This window comes from Myxococcus sp. RHSTA-1-4 (assembly GCF_020037125.1).
Taxonomy (GTDB): domain Bacteria; phylum Myxococcota; class Myxococcia; order Myxococcales; family Myxococcaceae; genus Myxococcus.
Window position 1 is genome coordinate 385187 of the sequence record NZ_JAIQDG010000001.1, and the last position, 17422, is coordinate 402608.

The 17422-nt window shown below is 71.7% G+C and carries 14 protein-coding genes; 9 read left to right on the forward strand and 5 right to left on the reverse strand.

Annotation, left to right across the window (positions count from 1 at the left end; all coding sequences use genetic code 11):
• Positions 1–79: 79 nt before the first annotated feature.
• From accC to K8638_RS01590, 3 genes are read left to right on the forward strand one after another with little or no spacing between them, the layout of a single operon-like run.
• A complete protein-coding gene (gene accC, locus K8638_RS01580; RefSeq protein WP_223752580.1) occupies positions 80–1591 on the forward strand; it encodes an acetyl-CoA carboxylase biotin carboxylase subunit in 1512 nt (503 codons plus the stop codon).
• Positions 1592–1622: 31 nt separating this feature from the next.
• Positions 1623–2132, forward strand: a complete 510-nt coding sequence (locus K8638_RS01585) for a biotin/lipoyl-containing protein (protein WP_223752581.1) — start codon at positions 1623–1625, stop codon at positions 2130–2132.
• A gap of 4 nt (positions 2133–2136) precedes the next feature.
• Entirely contained in the window at positions 2137–3786 is a 1650-nt protein-coding gene (locus K8638_RS01590) for a methylmalonyl-CoA mutase (protein WP_223752582.1), read from the forward strand.
• A gap of 53 nt (positions 3787–3839) precedes the next feature.
• Here the strand turns inward: K8638_RS01590 and K8638_RS01595 are convergent, their stop codons facing one another.
• Positions 3840–5168 carry a ferritin-like domain-containing protein gene (locus tag K8638_RS01595; RefSeq protein WP_223752583.1) on the reverse strand — a complete coding sequence of 443 codons (1329 nt, stop codon included), beginning with the start codon at positions 5166–5168 and terminating at the stop codon, positions 3840–3842.
• Positions 5169–5406: 238 nt separating this feature from the next.
• On the opposite strand from K8638_RS01595, the gene K8638_RS01600 reads away from it, so the two are divergent.
• On the forward strand, positions 5407–5922 hold the full coding sequence (locus tag K8638_RS01600) for a YfbM family protein (RefSeq protein WP_223752584.1): 516 nt from the start codon (positions 5407–5409) through the stop codon (positions 5920–5922).
• A gap of 11 nt (positions 5923–5933) precedes the next feature.
• Here K8638_RS01600 and K8638_RS01605 read toward each other — a convergent pair whose 3' ends face one another.
• On the reverse strand, positions 5934–6710 hold the full coding sequence (locus tag K8638_RS01605) for a TSUP family transporter (protein WP_223752585.1): 777 nt from the start codon (positions 6708–6710) through the stop codon (positions 5934–5936).
• A gap of 130 nt (positions 6711–6840) precedes the next feature.
• Here K8638_RS01605 and K8638_RS01610 point away from each other — a divergent pair, with 130 nt between their 5' ends.
• The 4 genes from K8638_RS01610 to K8638_RS01625 all read left to right on the forward strand — a co-directional run bounded on the left by K8638_RS01610 (position 6841) and on the right by K8638_RS01625 (position 12941).
• Positions 6841–7653: a hypothetical protein gene (locus tag K8638_RS01610; protein ID WP_223752586.1), complete on the forward strand. Its 813-nt coding sequence runs from the start codon at positions 6841–6843 to the stop codon at positions 7651–7653.
• 98 nt (positions 7654–7751) lie between these two features.
• Entirely contained in the window at positions 7752–10544 is a 2793-nt protein-coding gene (locus K8638_RS01615) for a DnaJ domain-containing protein (RefSeq protein ID WP_223752587.1), read from the forward strand.
• 66 nt (positions 10545–10610) lie between these two features.
• Entirely contained in the window at positions 10611–10901 is a 291-nt protein-coding gene (gene yhbY / locus K8638_RS01620) for a ribosome assembly RNA-binding protein YhbY (protein ID WP_223752588.1), read from the forward strand.
• A 72-nt stretch (positions 10902–10973) separates the two neighbouring features.
• A complete protein-coding gene (locus K8638_RS01625) occupies positions 10974–12941 on the forward strand; it encodes an alginate lyase family protein (RefSeq protein ID WP_223752589.1) in 1968 nt (655 codons plus the stop codon).
• A 21-nt stretch (positions 12942–12962) separates the two neighbouring features.
• Here K8638_RS01625 and K8638_RS01630 read toward each other — a convergent pair whose 3' ends face one another.
• On the reverse strand, positions 12963–14273 hold the full coding sequence (locus K8638_RS01630; protein WP_223752590.1) for a neutral/alkaline non-lysosomal ceramidase N-terminal domain-containing protein: 1311 nt from the start codon (positions 14271–14273) through the stop codon (positions 12963–12965).
• Between the two features lie 145 nt (positions 14274–14418).
• Between K8638_RS01630 and purF the strand changes: the two genes are divergently transcribed.
• Entirely contained in the window at positions 14419–15807 is a 1389-nt protein-coding gene (gene purF, locus K8638_RS01635) for an amidophosphoribosyltransferase (protein ID WP_223752591.1), read from the forward strand.
• A 78-nt stretch (positions 15808–15885) separates the two neighbouring features.
• Here purF and K8638_RS01640 read toward each other — a convergent pair whose 3' ends face one another.
• Positions 15886–16122, reverse strand: coding sequence for a hypothetical protein (locus tag K8638_RS01640; protein WP_223752592.1), 237 nt, complete (start codon positions 16120–16122; stop codon positions 15886–15888).
• A 198-nt stretch (positions 16123–16320) separates the two neighbouring features.
• Positions 16321–17358 (reverse strand): RluA family pseudouridine synthase, encoded by a 1038-nt coding sequence (locus K8638_RS01645; protein WP_223752593.1) that lies wholly within the window; start codon positions 17356–17358, stop codon positions 16321–16323.
• Positions 17359–17422 lie beyond the last annotated feature (64 nt).

Sequence of the window (17422 nt, forward strand, 5' to 3'; positions counted from 1 at the left end):
CAGGTGATGGGTGCGAGAAGAAGTTCCCGACCCCATCCAACCCGGGCAAACGCCGTCGCCCCGTGCTAGACGAGGCGCCATGCCCAAGATCCGCAAAGTGCTCGTCGCCAACCGCGGCGAGATCGCCATCCGGGTGATGCGCACCTGCAAGGAGCTCGGCATCGCCACCGCGGCGGTGTACTCGGAGGCGGACCGCGCCGCCCTGCACGTGCGCACCGCCGACCAGGCCTTCCTCGTGGGGCCCCCGCCGTCGCGTGAGAGCTACCTGGTGCAGCAGCGCATCATCGACGCCGCGAAGCAGGCCGGCGCGGATGCCATCCACCCCGGCTACGGCTTCCTCTCCGAGAACGCCTCCTTCGTCCGCGCCTGCGAGGCCGCCGGCCTCATCTTCATCGGCCCGCCGGCCTCCGCCATGGACGCCATGGGCGAGAAGACCCGCGCCCGCGCGAACATGATCAAGGCCGGCGTGCCCGTGGTGCCCGGCACCACCGAGCCCATCGCCACGCTGGAAGAGGCGCGCGACTACGCGGAGAAGATTGGCTTCCCCGTCATGCTCAAGGCCGCCGGCGGTGGTGGCGGCAAGGGCATGCGCAAGGTGGAGCGCGCCGCCGACTTCGACTCCTCCTGGCGCGCCGCCAAGAGCGAGGCGATGAACGCCTTCGGCAACGACGCCGTCTACATCGAGAAGTACCTGGAGAAGCCACACCACGTGGAGATCCAGGTGTTCGCTGACCAGTACGGCAACACCATCCACCTGAACGAGCGCGAGTGCTCGGCGCAGCGCCGGCACCAGAAGGTGGTGGAGGAGACGCCCAGCCCCATCCTCACGCCGGAGATGCGCGCGAAGATGGGCGAGGTGGCGGTGAAGGCGGCCAAGGCCGTCAACTACGTGGGCGCCGGGACGGTGGAGTTCCTGGTGGACGTGCACCGCAACTTCTACTTCCTGGAGATGAACACCCGCCTCCAGGTGGAGCACCCGGTGACGGAGTGGGTGACGGGGCTGGACCTGGTGGCCATGCAAATCAAGGCCGCCGAGGGCGAGAAGCTCCCCCTCACCCACGCCCCCGAGCCGCGCGGGCACTCCATCGAGGTGCGCGTGTACGCGGAGGACCCGGCGCGCAACTTCATGCCCAGCCCCGGGAAGATTACGTACCTGCGGGTGCCGGGCGGGCCGAACGTGCGTGACGACTCGGGCGTGTTCCCCGGCTACACGGTGCCCAACTTCTACGACCCGATGATTTCCAAGCTGTCCGTGTGGGCCCCCACGCGGGCGGAGGCGATTGCCCGGGCCCAGCGCGCGCTGTCCGAGTACGTGGTGAAGGGCATCACCACCAACATCCGCTACCTGAAGGCGATTCTCGCCCACCCCGAGTTCGTCGGCGGTGACTACGACACCAGCTTCCTCACCCGCGAGCACGAGGTGCTGCTGGGCACGGAGGACGCGAAGCTGAGCGAGATGGCCCTGCTGGCCAGCGCGGTGCACGCGTACCAGCGCGACCAGAAGCGCGCGAAGACGCTGCCCACGGCCTCGGGCCAGGGCGGCGGCAACGGTGGTGTCTCCCCGTGGAAGCTGGCGCTGCGGCGCCGCTAATCCCTCCCCTTCGAGCTCGGAAAAGACCTCCATGCGTTACTTCACGAAGCAGCAGGGCCAGAAGGAAGCCGTCCCGGTGGACCTGGAGCCCCTGGGCAATGACCTCTACAAGCTGACGGTCAACGGCAGGACGTACCAGGTGGACGCGCTCATGCTGGAGCACGGCACCATGACCATGCTGGTGGACGGCCAGTCCTACAGCGTCGAGTTCGAGGAGCACGGCGACGAGGTGGGCGTGCTCCTGCGCGGGCAGGTGAGCCGCTTCGACGTGGCGGACGAGCGCCGGCTGCGGCTGCGCGCGGCCAACGCCGCCTTCTCCGTGGAGGGCAAGCAGGTCGTCACCGCGCCCATGCCCGGCAAGGTGGTGAAGGTGCTGGTGGCGGTGGGTGACGAGGTGAAGGAGGGCCAGGGGCTCGTGGTGGTGGAGGCGATGAAGATGGAGAACGAGCTCAAGAGCCCCAAGGCCGGCAAGGTGACCGAGCTGTTCGCGAAGGAAGGCACCGCCGTGGAGAACAACGCGAAGCTGGTGGTGGTGGAGTAGCCCCATGTCCGACAAGGCCCGCTGGAAGAAGAGTGTCTACGAGAAGGCGAAATCCAAGGGCGGCGAGCGCAAGCCCTCCTTCGTCACCTCCAGCGGCATCGAGCCCGAGCCGGTGTACACGCCCGAGGGCGAGTACCCCGGCTACGGGGAGAAGCTGGGCATGCCCGGCGAGTACCCCTTCACCCGCGGCGTGCAGCCCACCATGTACCGCGGCCGCTTCTGGACCATGCGCCAGTACGCGGGCTTCGGCACCGCCGAGGAGTCCAACAAGCGCTACCACGCGCTGCTCGGCGCCGGGCAGACGGGCCTGTCCGTCGCGTTCGACCTGCCCACGCAGATGGGCAGGGACCCGGACAGCCCCCGCGCCCGCGGCGAGGTGGGCAAGGTGGGCGTGTCGATTGCGTCCCTGAAGGACATGGAGGTGCTGCTCCAGGGGATTCCCCTGGGCGAGGTGTCCACCTCCATGACCATCAACGCCACGGCGAGCACGCTGCTGTGCCTCTACGCGGCGGTGGGCGAGAAGCAGGGCGTGCCGATGGACGCCCTCAGCGGCACCGTGCAGAACGACATCCTCAAGGAGTACATGGCGCGCGGGACGTACATCTACCCGCCCGGCCCCTCCCTGCGGCTGATTACGAACATGTTCGCGTACTGCGCGAAGCGGATTCCGAAGTGGAACCCCATCAGCATCAGCGGGTACCACATCCGCGAGGCGGGCAGCACCGCGGCGCAGGAGATTGCCTTCACGCTGGCGGACGGCATCGCCTACGTGGACGCGGCGCTGAAGGCCGGGCTGGACGTGGACGAGTTCGCCGGGCGGCTCTCGTTCTTCTTCAACGTCCACAACAACTTCCTGGAAGAGATTGCCAAGTTCCGCGCGGCGCGCCGGCTGTGGGCGCGCATCATGAAGGAGCGCTTCAAGGCGAAGGACCCGCGGTCGATGATGCTGCGCTTCCACTCGCAGACGGCGGGCAGCACGCTCACCGCGCAGCAGGTGGACAACAACGTGGTGCGCGTGGCCCTGCAGGCGCTGGCGGCGGTGCTGGGCGGCACGCAGTCGCTGCACACCAACAGCCGGGACGAGGCGCTGGCGCTGCCCACGGAAGAGGCGGCGCGTCTGGCGCTGCGCACGCAGCAGGTCATCGCCTACGAGTCCGGCGTGGCGGACATCATCGACCCGCTGGGCGGAAGCTGGGCCGTCGAGGCGCTGACGGACGAGCTGGAGGCGAAGGCCGAGCACTACATCCGCCGCATCGACGACATGGGCGGCATGGTGCAGGCCATCGCCAAGGGCTACCCGCAGGCGGAAATCCAGGACGCCGCCTACACGGCGCAGCGTGACGTGGAGGAGAAGCGGCAGGTGGTGGTGGGGGTCAATCAGTTCCAGGTGAAGGAGCCGCCGCCCAAGGACCTGCTGCGCGTGGACGAGAAGGTGGAGGCCGCGCAGGTGGAGAAAATCAAGGCCCTGCGGCGCGAGCGCGACAACGCGGCGGCCACCCGCACGGTGGACGCCCTGAAGCGCGCGGCGGAGACGCCGGACGAGAACCTGATGCCCTTCATCCTGGACGCGGTGAAGGCGTACGCCACGCTCGGCGAGATTTCCGACGCCCTGCGCGCCGTGTTCGGCGAGCACAAGGAGCACGTCGTTCTGTAGTGCCCCGGGTGCAGCGGGAGCACGTCACCAGCACGTGCTCCCGTCACCCCACCTCACGCCCAGAGCAGCGTCGCCAGCGTATCCACCAGGGACGCGGCGACCTCCGGCGCGGGCATGCCGGCCTCGGTGACGAGCGACGCGTCCAGCGGCGAGGCCACCTCCGCGCGCAGCGTCTCCACCGCCTTCCGCTGCGCCTCGCGCAGGGCCTCGCGCTCGGCGGCGGTGAGCCGCGCTTGCGCCCAGGCATCAATGGCCCAGGACAGCTCGGCGTGCCGCGTCTCGTCCTCGGCGATGCGGGCCATCTCCTGGCGCACCTCCGCGTCGCGCGCGTGCAGCGCCTGGTGGTGCGCCACGAGCGCGCCGAACGTCTCGCGCACGCAGCCCTCCACGGCGTTGTCCAGCGCCACCTCGAAGAGGGAGCGCGGCGGCAGCGCCTCCACCTGGGGCGGCCGGGGCTGGGCGCCGAAGCGGTGGGCCAGCCGCGTGCTGGAGTCGGTGTGCAGCACCTCGTCCATCGCGCTCCGCAGCGCCGCGTTCCTCAGCTCGGCGCTCGCGCCGTGCAGCTCCAGTTCCTCGCGCAGCCGCAGGAAGGCGTTGATGGAGGCCGCCTCCAGGTGGGCGACGACGGCGAAGTGGCGCCCCAGCGCGTCCGAGCAGGCGACGTTGCCCGGGGCCCGCAGCCCCACCGGCCGCCGGCCGATGGCGCAGTTCGGGTCGCCCCGCTCGATGACCTCGCTGCTCAGCTCCTTCACCTCGCCGGAGGCCGACACCTCCAGCAGGAAGCGCGTCACCGCCGTGTTCTTCCCGCAGGCGAAGCCCTTCGTGGCGACGACGTTGAAGCTGCCCTCGGCGTTCGCCCGCACCGCGCCGCGCTCCAGGTCCGTGCAGGACGGGTTGTAGCCCTCCGCGAAGGCCAGCAGCGCGGCCTCCTGCGTCGTGTCGATGGCGCCCAGCAGGCTCCGGAGCGCCTCCACCGTGGTGTGGGCCGTCACCTCGTCGCCTCGGGTCGTGGCGATGTAGTACTCCGAGCACAGGTCCAGGCAGTCGCGGCGGAAGCCACTGTCCGCGGTGAGGCTGCTCAGGGCGGACTCGCAGGCGGCGGTGTCGGAGGCCGTCGCGCAGGCCGTGCCCGCGGAGGAGCTGACCGACTCGGTGCGCTCGCTCTCCGGGTTGGGCGAGGAGCTCACGTGCCGCAGTTGCACGAAGTCCGGCTGCGCCGGGAGGGACAGCCCGCTGACCGCGAGCCGGCCTCGCTCACAGGCGGGGGCCGAGTAGCCCGTCAGGTCCAGGTCCTCCCCATCGCAGCCGGCGAGCAGCAGCGGGGTGGCGAGCGAGGCGCGCAGGGCGCGGGTGAACAGCGGGCGCAGCAGCTTCGGGTCCATGGAGGCTCCATCCCAGGTCGTTGGTCCGAAGCCCTGAAGCAACGCGGGTGCCAGGGCCACGCCCAGGGGACACATGAGTGCGGGACGGCGGAGAAGCACGTCCGCGACGTCACACCCGGGCTCAGAAAGACGACACAGCGGCTCAGAAATCTGACCCGCCGAAGCTTCCGTGGCCTCGCGGCGGGCTGGTAGGGTCCGGCTTCCAGAAGCCGTCCGGGCTTCCCTGAGGTCACACCACATGGAGATGCTCTGCACCCTGCGCAGCGCCACGGAGGCGCAGCGCGCGGCCCTGCTCCAGGCCCCCGAGCGCCTGGAGGACTTCCTCGACGACGACGAGGACTTCGACGACCCGAAGGGGACAACCTTCGTGGAGCTGGACATCGGCGAGGCGTGGCACGGCCTCCAGTACCTGCTCACCGGGACGCCCTGGGAGGGCGCCGCGCCGCTGGACTTCCTGGTGCGTGGCGGTGAGGACGTGGGAGACATCCCCTCGGACGAGGGCACCGCGCGCATCTTCGCGCCCGCGCAGGTGAAGGCGCTCTCCGCGGCGCTCCAGAAGGTGTCCAAGGACACGCTGCGCCGCCGGTACGACCCGGTGAAGATGCAGTCCCAGGACATCTACCCGGGCACCTGGGAGGAGCCCGAGGAGGACGTGGACCTGCTGGAGGAGCTCATCTCCTACTTCGAGGAGCTCCAGAAGTTCGTGGCCACGGTGGCGAAGCGCGGGGACGCGCTGCTGGTGCACATCGGCTGACGCGCCGGGCGTCAGCCCATCACCAGGTCGCGCGCCAGCTTCAGCACCAGCGCCAGCACCACGCCCAGCACCACCTTGCGCACCAGCGTGTCGCCGCCCTTCACCGCCAGGTGCGCGCCCAGGTATCCGCCGGCGAACTGCGCGGCGGCCATGGGCAGCGCCACCTTCCACAGCACCACGCCCTTGAGGGCGAACATCGTCACCGAGGCGAGGTTGGAGGCGAAGTTCACCACCTTCGCGTCCGCGGACGCGCGCGCCAGGCCATGCCCCAGCAGCGTGGAGAAGCCGATGATGAGGAAGGTGCCCGTGCCCGGCCCGAAGAAGCCGTCATAGGCGCCGATGCCCAGCGCCACGAGCGCGCCAATGGCCTGCGCGCGCGGGCGCGGCGCGGGCGCGGGCCTGTCGCCTGGGGGAGGGGCCTTGCGGAAGGTGAGGAACACCGCCACCGCGATGAGCAGGACGAGCACCAGCGGCTTGAGCACCTCCGGCTTCACCAGCAGCACCAGCGCGGCGCCCGCGAAGGCCCCCACCAGGCCGAAGGGGAAGGTGACGCGCGCCAGCCTTCCGTCCACCAGCCCCGCGCGCGAGAAGCGCATCAGCGCGGCGAACGAGCCGAAAACGGCCTGGCCCTTGTTGGTGCCCAGCGCCACGTGCGGCGGCAGGCCGACGGCCAGCACCGCGGGCAGGGTGATGAGCCCGCCCCCTCCGGCGATGGCGTCCACGATGCCGGCGGTCATCGCGGCGAGGCAGAGCAGGATGATGTGCAGCGTGCTGACGTCCACGTCCACCGGTGCCCACCTCCTCGCGGGCGCGCCTGGGTACCACGCCCCGGGAGCGCCGTCGCGGCCGCCCGCTTCTTGCGTCGCCGCGCGCCTTGGGTGTCAATGACGGAGCGACTCCCCTCCCCCGAGGTCTCCCGTGCTCGCTTCCCTCTTCACCGTGCTGGCGCTCACGCTGGCTTCGGCCCCGCCCTCTCAGGACCCGTCCGCCCCCACCTGCCGCGCCGTGGATGGACAGGTGTCCTGCGGCTACGGGTGCAAGTCGGACGGACAGCGCGTGCGGTGTGCGCAGACGCCTCAGGGCCGCTGCCAGGTGGTGGACGGGCAGGCCGTGTGCTTCGACCCGCCGGCCTACGTGCTGAAGGCGTACGGCTCGGCGCTCCCGGACCCCGAGTGCAAGAACATCGATGGGGTGGTGGCCTGCGGCTACAACTGCGCCACCCAGCCCGGGAAGGTGAAGTGCGCGAAGAGCCCGGCGGGGGTGTGCCGGGGCCGGGGCGGCGAGGTGGAGTGCTTCGACCCGCCGGCCGTGGTGTTCGCCGTCTACGGCCGCGAGACGCCCAAGGCGGACTGCCGCTACAACGGCGTGGAGCTGATGTGCGGCTACAACTGCGTGAATGCCCCGGAGGGGGTGCGCTGCGCCCGGACGCCCGCGGGGGTGTGCAAGGCGACCAGCGGCCACATCACCTGCTTCGACCCGTCCCCGGCGGCGCTGTGCGCCTGGAAGCGCTCGCTGCCCGCGCCGGAGTGCCGCAACAGCGAGCGGGGGCCGGTGTGTGGCTACGGCTGCACCACCGCGTACTCCAAGGCGGCCTGCGCCGCGACGCCCTCGGGGCTGTGCAAGGTCTTCGACAGCGAGGTGTTCTGCTTCGACCCGCCCGCCGAGCAGCAGGCGGATGCCGCCTGCCTGGCCGCCCTGGGACTGGCGGCGCTGGACGGCGCGACGCCCTGACGGGGCGTGCGGGCCCGGGCGAAGGTCGTCTGCTTGGACCCGCCCGGAGACAGCGGTAGGTTCTCCCTTCTCTCAACTGCAACGGAGTCGAGCGGCACATGGCGGAGGGTGAGGTCCGGCAGTACTGGGTCCGCAACGACAGGGGCACCATGTGGGGGCCCCTCACCCTGCCGACCATCGAGCTGCTCGTCGAGAGCGGCTCCATCAAGGGCAAGCTGCAGGTGTCCGAGGACGGGCTGAACTTCGCCTTCCCCTGGCGCTTCCCCGAGGTCCGCGAAATCTTCCCCCGGGCGCTCTGGGGCGACGGCGCACCCGCCGACCTCGCACCGGCGGCCCCGGCCATCTCGCTCGGTCCCACGCCCGGGGCGGCCCCCGCCGCCGTGCCGCAGACGGGAGTGCCCGCGGCGGGCCCGGGTGCAGCCCCCATCGCGGGGCCCGGCGTAGCCCCCATGGCGGGCCCGGGCGCGGCTCCGAGAGCCGGTCCGGGTGCGGCTCCGATGGCGGGTCCGGGTGCAGCGCCCATGGCCGGGCCCGGCACCAGACCGGTCGCGGGCCCTGGCGCCAGACCGGGTCCGGGTGCCGCGCCGATGGCGGGCCCGGGAACCCGACCGGGTGCGCCCACGGCGGGTGCGGGCACAGTCCAGAGACCACCTCCCGTCGTCGCTGGAGCAGCACCGGGCGCGGTGCCCGGAGCGCCCGTCCCCGGCACCGTGCCGGGTAGACCGCCCGTGCCCCCCGGAGCGACAGGCGCGCCTCACGCCGCCGTGCCGAATCCCGCCATGCGCGGTGCCACGGCCCCGACGCATCCTCCAGGCGCGAGCCCGGTGGCCCCGCCCGCGCCCGTCACGGCGGCTCCACCCACTCCCGCGCCCGCCGTGGTGCCGGAGGACGCGTCGCCCTTCACGGTGCCCTCGCAGGGACAGCTCGAGCAGCACTCGTCCATCCGCCTCTACGGCCGCATCGCCGCCGGGGAGCAGACGGGCCTGCTCTCGCTCACGCTCGCGGACCGCACCGTCCACATCCACTTCCGCAAGGGCAATCCGGAGTTCGTCGACTCGTCGCATCCGGAGGACGCGCTCGGCACGTCGCTGATGGGCGCGAGGCTCCTCACGCCCGAGCAGCTCCAGCAGGCCGAGTCCGCGAAGGACCGCTTCGGCGGGGACCTGCTCTCCACGCTCTTCGGGCTGGGTCTGCTCCAGCCGGCGACCGCCTTCACCCAGCTCTCGCAGCGCGCGCTGAGCATCCTGTCGAAGGGGCTGCGCGCCGAGTCCGGCACCTTCACCTTCGAGCCTCGCGACCTGCCGGGGAACAAGGCGATGCCGCTCGGCAACCGCTGGGCGGTGCTGAGTGACACGGTGCGCCGCCTGCCGACCGTGGACCTCCGGCGCCGGTTGGCCCCGGTGCTCCAGCTCCCCATCATGAAGTCCGGCGGGCTGGTGGCCGCGAGCGAGCTGCGCCTCACTCCGCATGAGGTCCGAGCCCTGGCCGTCATCGACGGAGTGCGCTCCGTGGCGCAGCTCCTGAACGACTTCCCGCAGGACGCGGACCACCTGCTGCGCATCTCCTTCCTGCTCCGGGAGCTGGACGCGGTGTCCTTCGCGGCGCCGTCCAGGAGCGCTGCCGTCTCGCCACCTCCTCCCGGGGCCTCGACTCCGCCGCCGGCGGCCGCCACGCCGCCAGCCGCCGCGCAGCGCCCCGTCACCGCGCCACAGGCGGGGCCCGCCGCCGCGCAGCGCCCGCCGCCTGTCGTGGGTGCCGCCGCCACGGGCGCGCCCCGCCCCGCGGGAGTCGCCGCCCCAGGCACCGCTCCCGGCGCCGCCGCCAGCGCGGCGCCACCCCGCCCCGCTGGCACGGCGCCGGCCGCCGGTCCAGGCACCACGGCTTCGCCCCGTCCCGCGGGTACGCCGCCCGTGGTGGGTCCGGGCGCCGCCGGGGCCACGCCCCGTCCCGCGGGTGCGCCCCCCGTGGTCGGTCCGGGCGCCGCCGGGGCCGCGCCTCGTCCCGCGGGTGCGCCCCCCGTGGTGGGCCCGGGTGCCGCCGGAGCCGCGCCTCGTCCCGCGGGTGCGCCCCCCGTGGTGGGCGCCGCGCCCGCCGCCGCGCGGCCTCCCGGCGCCACGCCTCCCGCCGCGGGTGCCGCACAGTCCCGTCCGCCTCCCGTGATGACCGCCCAGGCGCCCGCCGCCGCGGCCACGCCCGCCAATGCCCCGGGGGCCGAGGAGATTCCGGCGCTGCGCCAGCTCGCCACGGCGATGAAGCAGCAGAACCATTTCCAGCGGCTGGGGCTGACGGAGCAGACGAACTCGGCCGCGGTGAAGGTGGCCTACTTCCGGCTGGCGAAGCTGTACCACCCGGACACGCTGCCGCCGGGCGCGCCACCGGAGCTGGAGAAGCTGAAGGCGGAGGTGTTCGCGTACATCGGCGATGCGTACCGGACGCTCACGGACGACAAGAGCCGGGCGGCCTACATCGAGGAGCTGAAGAGCGGCGGCGGCGGGTCGGAGGTGGACGTCAACTCCATCCTCATGGCCGAGGAGCTGTTCCAGAAGTCCTGCATCCTGGTGAAGGCACGCAAGTTCCCCGAGGCCGTGAAGATGCTGGACGAGGCCATCAAGCTGAACGCGGACGAGGCGGAGTTCTACGCGTGGCGGGGCTATGCACGGTTCTTCACGTCGGCGGACAAGAAGGCGGCGCAGCCGGAGGCCTTCCGTGAAATCCAGAACGCCATCAAGCGCAACGAGCGCTGCGCGCCGGCGCACTACTTCCTGGGGGTGATTGCCAAGCTGTGCGGCGACCCCCAGGGGGCCCTGAAGCACTTCAAGCGGACCGTGGAGCTTCAGCCAGACCACATCGACGCGCAGCGAGAGATCCGCATGGCGTCGCAGAAGAAGTAGGGTGCGTCCCCCTCGCCCGGATGGGGCCGGGGGCCCCTTTCGGGAACAACCAAGGAGAAGAGGAACGTGCCGCTCACCGGGAAGCAACGCCGCCACCTTCGCGCTCTGGGACACCACCTGGAGCCGGTGGTCATCGTCGGTCAGTCCGGCGTCACCGAGGGTGTCATCGCCGCCGTCGAGCAGGCGCTGCATGACCACGAGCTCATCAAGGTGAAGATCAACGAGGGCCCCGAGACGCGCCAGGAAGCCGCCGCGCGCATCGCCGAGGGCACCAGCGCCGAGCTGGCCCAGCTCCTGGGCCGCACCGCGCTCTTCTTCAAGAAGCGGAAGGAGAAGTCGAAGTTCGAGAAGTTCTGACAGGCGGATTCACATCCGGGTCATCCGGCAAGGCAATGGCCCCCACCGCGCCGCACCCCAGCTTTCGGTGCGATGCGCGCATCCACCACCATCACGGTCCTGCTACTGCTGGCCCCGGGGCTCTCGGCCCCGGGCCAGTCCCTGTCCGGGGAGGAACCGCTCTTCCTCGACCCCGGCCCCGCCGAGGGCTCGGACTGCTCACGCCTTCCCGAGGGCTGCCTCCCGGCCATGGCCACTCCGGCCCGGGAAGTCATGTACGCGTTCCTCGAGGAAGGCACGCTGGAGGACGCGGACCTCATCCTCGGGGACCGGTGGCCCGTGCCGCGCTTCGAGCCCGTGAAGCTCTCCCCGTCCCTCTCGTGGACGGAGGACCCCTTCGGGGAGAAGTACTGGCGCTTCACCTTCTATGGCCTGAGGCCCACGCGGCACCTGCTCTGGGCCTGGCGGCAGACGGGGGATAAGCGCTACCGCGACAAGCTCCTCCACGTGCTGGAGGGCTTCGTCATCCGTGGCCACCAGTCCGAGCACGCCTGGGACAAACACACCGTCGCGTTCCGGGCCATGGTGCTGGTGAACACCTACGTCAAGCTGCTCTCCGACAGGAGCCTCAAGGAACCGCTGGCGAGCCGCCTGCGCCTGCGCATCCACGAGCTGGGCGTCTTCCTGAGGGCCCCGGAGAACTTCGAGGAGGACTACAACCACGGGCTCGCCCAGGCCGGAGCGCTGCTGCTCATCGCGGAGAACTTCCCCGGCTTCGACGCGTCGCCCGAGTGGCGTGCCACGGCGGTGGCGCGGCTGGACGTGCTGCTGGAGAAGGTGCTCGACGCGGATGGCGTCGAGGTGGAGCAGTCGCCCTTCTACCATTTCTACTTCCTGACGGGCTTCTGGCAGGTCTACCACTGGGCGCACTCCCAGGGCGTGCCCCTGTCCGCGAACGCCGAGCAGCGCATCCGGCAGATGCTCCGCTACGCCACGCACATCACCCTGCCGGACGGGGACATCCCGATGATTGGCTCCAGCGTGGAGCGCAACATCCGCAGGTCCCAGGACACGCCGCTCTACCAGCAGATGGCGGCCATGGACCCGGGATTCGCCTGGGTCCTCTCGGCGGGCACCGCGGGCACCCCTCCCCCGGAGACGCGCGTGCTCTTCCCCTCGTCCGGACAGGCCGTGCTGCGCTCCAGCTTCGGGTCGGCGAAGAACTTCAAGATGCAGACCCACGTCATCTTCGACGTGGGGCCGTACCGCACGCTGCACAGCCACCTGGACGCGCTGGCGGTGCAGCTCTACTCGGCGGGACGGACGCTGCTGCCGGACTCGGGCCACTTCACCAACGAGCCCGAGACGGACGGCTACGACTACTTCCGGGGAACGCGCTCGCACAACACGGTGGTGGTGGACGGCGGGGACCAGCGCGAGGGCACCGCGCGGGCGGGGCTGTCCACCGGAGGCCCTCCGGGAAGCTGGGCCTACCAGTCGGGCTCACACGCGCTCTACGACGGCGTCGTGCACAAGCGCGCGGTGGCGCTGCTGCGGCAGGACCTGGTGCTCGTCATCGACGAGCTCGCCAGCGACACGCTGCACACGTACGACCAGGTCTGGCACCTCCCGCCGGAGGCGGACCTCCAGGTGGACCGGCTGCGCACGAGGGCCCTGGACTCCGTCACCGGCAGGCCCCTGCTCGTCATCCAGCAGGTCCTCACGGCCAGCGGCATGACGCTCGGCGTGCGCAAGGGGCACGCGGCGCCGATGGAGGGCTGGCACTCCGCGAAGTTCGAGCAGAAGGTGCCGAGCTTCACGCTGCGCTACCGGCGGACGGCGACGAAGCGGGTGCAGTTCGCCACGCTGCTCGCGTCGGGTGCGTTCGCGGAGGCCACCTCCCTGCCGGCCCTGGTGGAGCGGACCGCGCGGGGCTACGTGGCCACCGTGTGCATTCCGGACGGCCGGGGCTACCGGCTCACCCTGGAGGACCTGGCGGGGCCCGGGGAGCGGGCCGCGATGGAGACGATGCCCACGTGTCCCCTCCCCGCTTCCCCCTGAAGAACGGACCGCGCGGGGCGCTCAGCGCGTGAAGCCCGCCGTCCCCGCCGCCAGCTCCGCCGCCACGGCCAGCCGCTCCAGCAGCGCCGGCCCGAAGTACTGGCGCCTGGCCTCACCGCGGCCGTCCCGCACCGAGCCGGGAGTCTCCACGTAGCCCACGTAGCCATCCGCCAGTCCCAGCACGCCCGTGGCACCGGTGCGCCGCACCAGCTCCGCGCCCGCGTCCACGGTGGGCTCGCCCGGCACGGCCACCAGCTCCAGCGGCCCCAGCGCCAGCGCGCCCACCTCCGCCACGCGCTGCGCGGAGCCGCACAGCAGGTTGTCCCCCGCGGCGCGGGTGAGCGACGGAACCAGCCGCGACGCATCCGGCCGGGGCATCGCCACCTCCACGCGCGCCAGGGACAGCCGCACCGTCTCGCCCGTGGGGGCAAGGGCCGCCCTGCCTGCCAGCGCCGCCAGTGCCCGGGCGAAGCCGGCCACGCGCTCCAGCCCCTGCCCTTCCGAGAAGGCCACCGACGCGTTGCCCACCGGCCCTTGCAGGAGCAGCGTCACGCCGCTGCCCTCCGACTCACGCAGCGCGCTCAACCGGCCGGGATAGTCCGGGTCCACATACGCGCGCTTGCGCGGCACCATGGTGGGGTGCGCGGCGAAGACGAGCAGCTCCGCCACCGGCCCCGCCTGCCCGCGCAGCACGGCGCGGGTCAGCAGCCCATCCGGAGCCGTGCCACCGCTGCGGCTGTAGACGAGGCTCGGCTCGCGGGCCTCGCCCACCTCCAGCGTCACGTCGGTCAGCGAGGCGGCCGCCTGCGTCAGCGCCCCGACGGCCGCGTTGGCGATGGCGTCCACCGACTCCTGCCGGTAGCGGCCAATGCCGACGAGCTGCGCCACCAACCTCGAGTCATAGCCCCCCACGGACGAGTGCGTGTGCGTGGCCATCACCAGCACGTCCTTCAGTCCGGCGGCGGCCGCCTGCTCGCGCACGAGGGCCACCAGCTCGCTGGTGACGGAGAGCAGCTCCAGGGAGACGATGCCCACCCGCGTCCCGCCCGCCTCCAGCACCACCGCGCGCGCATGCAACGGCGGGTCCGCCTGCAGCGCCTCGGGGCGGGGCGGCGAATAGCCCGCCACCACGACCGGGAAGGGAGGCGCCAGGGCCACCTTCGCGGCGCCCGCTCGCAAGGGGCCCTCGCCTCGGACCTGCGACAGCACCATCGGGGCGCGCTCCGCCCAGACGCCGCACCAGTTCCATGACGCCAGCGCGTACGCGGCACCCACGGTGAGAAACACCAGGGGAATCAGGGAACGCCAGTGAACCTTTCGGAGGGAGAGCATCGCGCGGGCCAGACTATCCGCAGACACACCGCGTCGGGAGGCCCGCGAGCCCACATGGGCCGACCCCGGCGACGGGTGGAATACCCACCAGAGGGGCATGCGTTCCTGTTCCGCTCACCGCCCGAAAGGAGTAAGGCAGCGCGCCATGTGCGGCATCTTTGGAATCGTGGGGCACGCCGAGGCCTCCAACCTGACGTACCTGGGATTGCACGCTCTCCAGCACCGTGGGCAGGAGTCCGCGGGAATCGTTGCCACTGACGGAGCGGGCCTGCGGGCTCACCGGCAGATGGGGCTGGTCGCGGACATCTTCGACGCGCCGACGCTCGCCGGCCTGCCTGGTCAGGCGGCGATTGGCCACGTGCGCTACTCCACCGCGGGAGGCAGCGCGCTGAAGAACGCGCAGCCGCTCTTCGTGCAGTACGCGGGCGGCCAGTGCGCCATCGCCCACAACGGGAACCTGGTGAACGCGACCGAGCTGAAGGAACAGCTCGAGTCCGACGGCGCCATCTTCCAGTCGGACGCGGACACGGAGGTCATCCTGCACCTCCTGGCGCGCTCCAAGCAGCCGACCTTCGAGCAGAAGCTGGTGGAGGCGCTGCGCCGGGTGAAGGGCGCGTACAGCCTGCTGGTGCTGACGGAGAACAAGCTGGTCGCGGTGCGAGATCCGCACGGCATCCGGCCGCTGGTGCTGGGACGGATGAAGGAAGGCGCGTACGTGCTCGCCAGCGAGACGACGGCGCTGGACCTCATCGAGGCGGACCTGGTGCGCGAGCTGGAGCCGGGTGAGCTGCTCGTCATCGAGAACGGGGTGATGCGCACCAGCAGGCCCCTGGAGGAGCCGCCGCGGCTGGCCCGCTGCATCTTCGAGCACGTGTACTTCGCCCGTCCGGACTCGACGCTGTTCGGCACCAGCGTGTACGAGGTGCGCAAGCAGCTCGGCATGCAGCTGGCCATCGAGCACCCGGCGGAGGCGGACCTGGTCATCGCGGTGCCGGACTCGGGCGTGCCGGCGGCCATCGGCTTCTCGCAGCAGAGCGGGATTCCGTATGACGTGGGCCTCATCCGCAGCCACTACGTGGGCCGGACCTTCATCGAGCCGCAGCAGTCCATCCGTCACTTCGGCGTGAAGCTGAAGCTGTCGGCGGTGCGGCAGGTGCTGAAGGGCAAGCGCGTGGTGGTGGTGGACGACTCCATCGTCCGTGGCACCACGAGCCGGAAGATCGTCAAGATGATCAAGGCCGCGGGCGCGGTGGAGGTGCACCTGCGCATCTCGTCGCCGCCGACGAAGTGGCCCTGCTACTACGGCATCGACACGCCGAGCCGGCAGGAGCTCATCGCGGCCACCCACACCACCGAGGAGATCGCGAAGTACGTCACGGCGGACTCGCTCGGCTACATCACCCTGGAGGGCCTGGGCCGGGCCGTGGGAGACCCCGAGCGCGGCAGCTTCTGCACCGCGTGCTTCTCCGGCGAGTACCTCATCGGCGACTTCGGCCGCGCGAAGAGCGGCGAGGTCACCAAGCTGACCGCCTGAGGTCCGCGGGCGCGGTTCACGAACGAGGCCCCCTGCCCTCACCGGGCCTGGGGCCTCTGTCGTTTGAGGCAACCTCGCTCAGTGACGGTTGTCGAACTTGATGCCCTCGCGGACCTCGCTGATGGCCTGCTCGGTGAGGCCAATGGCCTTCACGCGGTGGCCGCCCTTGTCCTCGCTGGCGTTCTTCAGCGACGTGAGCGCGCGCTCCAGGTGGGCGAGCGCGTCCCGCATCTTCGGCTGACGCTCGGCGTACGCGTGGTTGGCGATGCCACCCAGGAAGAAGGCGGCGGTGGCGGCGATGACGGTGCGGCGCATGATGGGCTCCAGGCTGGGGTTCAGGTGCTGAGGACGGCCTGGCTCCCATGAACCCGGGGGCCTCGCGAAAGTTGCGGGGAAAAATGACGCGCCCCCCGCCCTCGGCGTATCCCGTATCCCACCTGCCGTGAGCCGGTAGCCCTCCCCCCGAGGCCCTGCCGGCAACGGCTGGGAGAACCCCGGCGGCTGACGTGGCGGTCAGGCCGCGTCCGGCTCGGGCCGCGCGGGTGACAGCGGCCTGCCGTCGATGAAACCGGTGAGGTCGGCGGGCAGCGGCGCCTCGAACACGACGGCCTCGCCGGAGCCCGGGTGTGGGAAGACGATGCGCGCGGCGTGCAGCGCGTGCCGGGGCAGGCGCAGCCGGGTCCACGCCTCGGGCTCCAGGCAGCGCTTGCTGAAGCGGTCGAAGTAGCCCGGGTCCGGCCCGTACATCTTGTCGCCCACGAGCGGGAAGCCCGCCTCGCGCAGGTGGATGCGAATCTGGTGCTGCCGTCCCGTCTCCGGGAAGCAGCGCAGCAGCGCGAAGGGCTCGCCGTCGCGGGAGAAGCGCTGGAGCACCTGGAAGCGGGTGCGGCTCTCCTTGCCTTCCGCGGGGTCGATGCGGACGGCGATGCGGATGAGCTCGGTGCCCTCGGCGATGGGCGCGTCCACGACGAAGGCGTCCTCGGGCGGGTGCCCCTCGCAGATGGCGAGGTACTCCTTGTGCACGTCGCGCGACACGAAGAGCCGGCCCAGCACGCGGCAGGACTCGGTGGTGCGGCCACAGACGACGAGGCCGCTCGTCTCGCGGTCCAGGCGGTGCGCGGGCTCGGCGTAGCGCTCCCCGAAGCGCTCACGCAGGAGCGTGACGAGGGTGCCCTTGTGGTAGCGCGCCGAGGGGTGGATGGGCAGGCCCGCCGGTTTGTCGAGCACCAGCAGCCACTCGTCCTGGAACACCACGGGCAGGTCCGTGGGTGTCTCGGGCTCCTCGCTGGCGCGGCGACGGAGGCGGAAGGCGAGCCCCGGGTACACGGGCGTGGACGGCTTGAGCCGCCGCTCGTCGCAGAGGATGCCGCGCCGGATGACGCCCTGGAGGCGCTCGCGGGTCATCCGGCGGATCTTCTGCTCCAGGTACTCGTCCAGCCGCCACCCGGCATAGTTGGGCTCCACCACGAAGGGGATGTCGACGTAACCCTCGGGGGCTTCGTCCTTCACGGAGGCGGAGGGGTCCGCCGGCTGTTCCCGCGCGCTGTGCATGGCCGTCCGCGCGCTCTAACACGTCCGGCCCCGCCGCACAGTCCGCGAGCCCGGCCGGGACGGA

Bases quoted from the DNA above. Each gene is read 5' to 3' on its own strand.
- K8638_RS01595 (WP_223752583.1), bottom strand. From the start codon at position 5,168: ATGGACCCGAAGCTGCTGCGCCCGCTGTTCACCCGCGCCCTGCGCGCC.
- purF (WP_223752591.1), top strand. From the start codon at position 14,419: ATGTGCGGCATCTTTGGAATCGTGGGGCACGCCGAGGCCTCCAACCTG.
- K8638_RS01640 (WP_223752592.1), bottom strand. From the start codon at position 16,122: ATGCGCCGCACCGTCATCGCCGCCACCGCCGCCTTCTTCCTGGGTGGC.
- K8638_RS01645 (WP_223752593.1), bottom strand. From the start codon at position 17,358: ATGCACAGCGCGCGGGAACAGCCGGCGGACCCCTCCGCCTCCGTGAAG.
- accC (WP_223752580.1), top strand. From the start codon at position 80: ATGCCCAAGATCCGCAAAGTGCTCGTCGCCAACCGCGGCGAGATCGCC.
- K8638_RS01630 (WP_223752590.1), bottom strand. From the start codon at position 14,273: ATGCTCTCCCTCCGAAAGGTTCACTGGCGTTCCCTGATTCCCCTGGTG.
- K8638_RS01590 (WP_223752582.1), top strand. From the start codon at position 2,137: ATGTCCGACAAGGCCCGCTGGAAGAAGAGTGTCTACGAGAAGGCGAAA.
- K8638_RS01615 (WP_223752587.1), top strand. From the start codon at position 7,752: ATGGCGGAGGGTGAGGTCCGGCAGTACTGGGTCCGCAACGACAGGGGC.
- K8638_RS01600 (WP_223752584.1), top strand. From the start codon at position 5,407: ATGGAGATGCTCTGCACCCTGCGCAGCGCCACGGAGGCGCAGCGCGCG.
- K8638_RS01625 (WP_223752589.1), top strand. From the start codon at position 10,974: ATGCGCGCATCCACCACCATCACGGTCCTGCTACTGCTGGCCCCGGGG.
- K8638_RS01585 (WP_223752581.1), top strand. From the start codon at position 1,623: ATGCGTTACTTCACGAAGCAGCAGGGCCAGAAGGAAGCCGTCCCGGTG.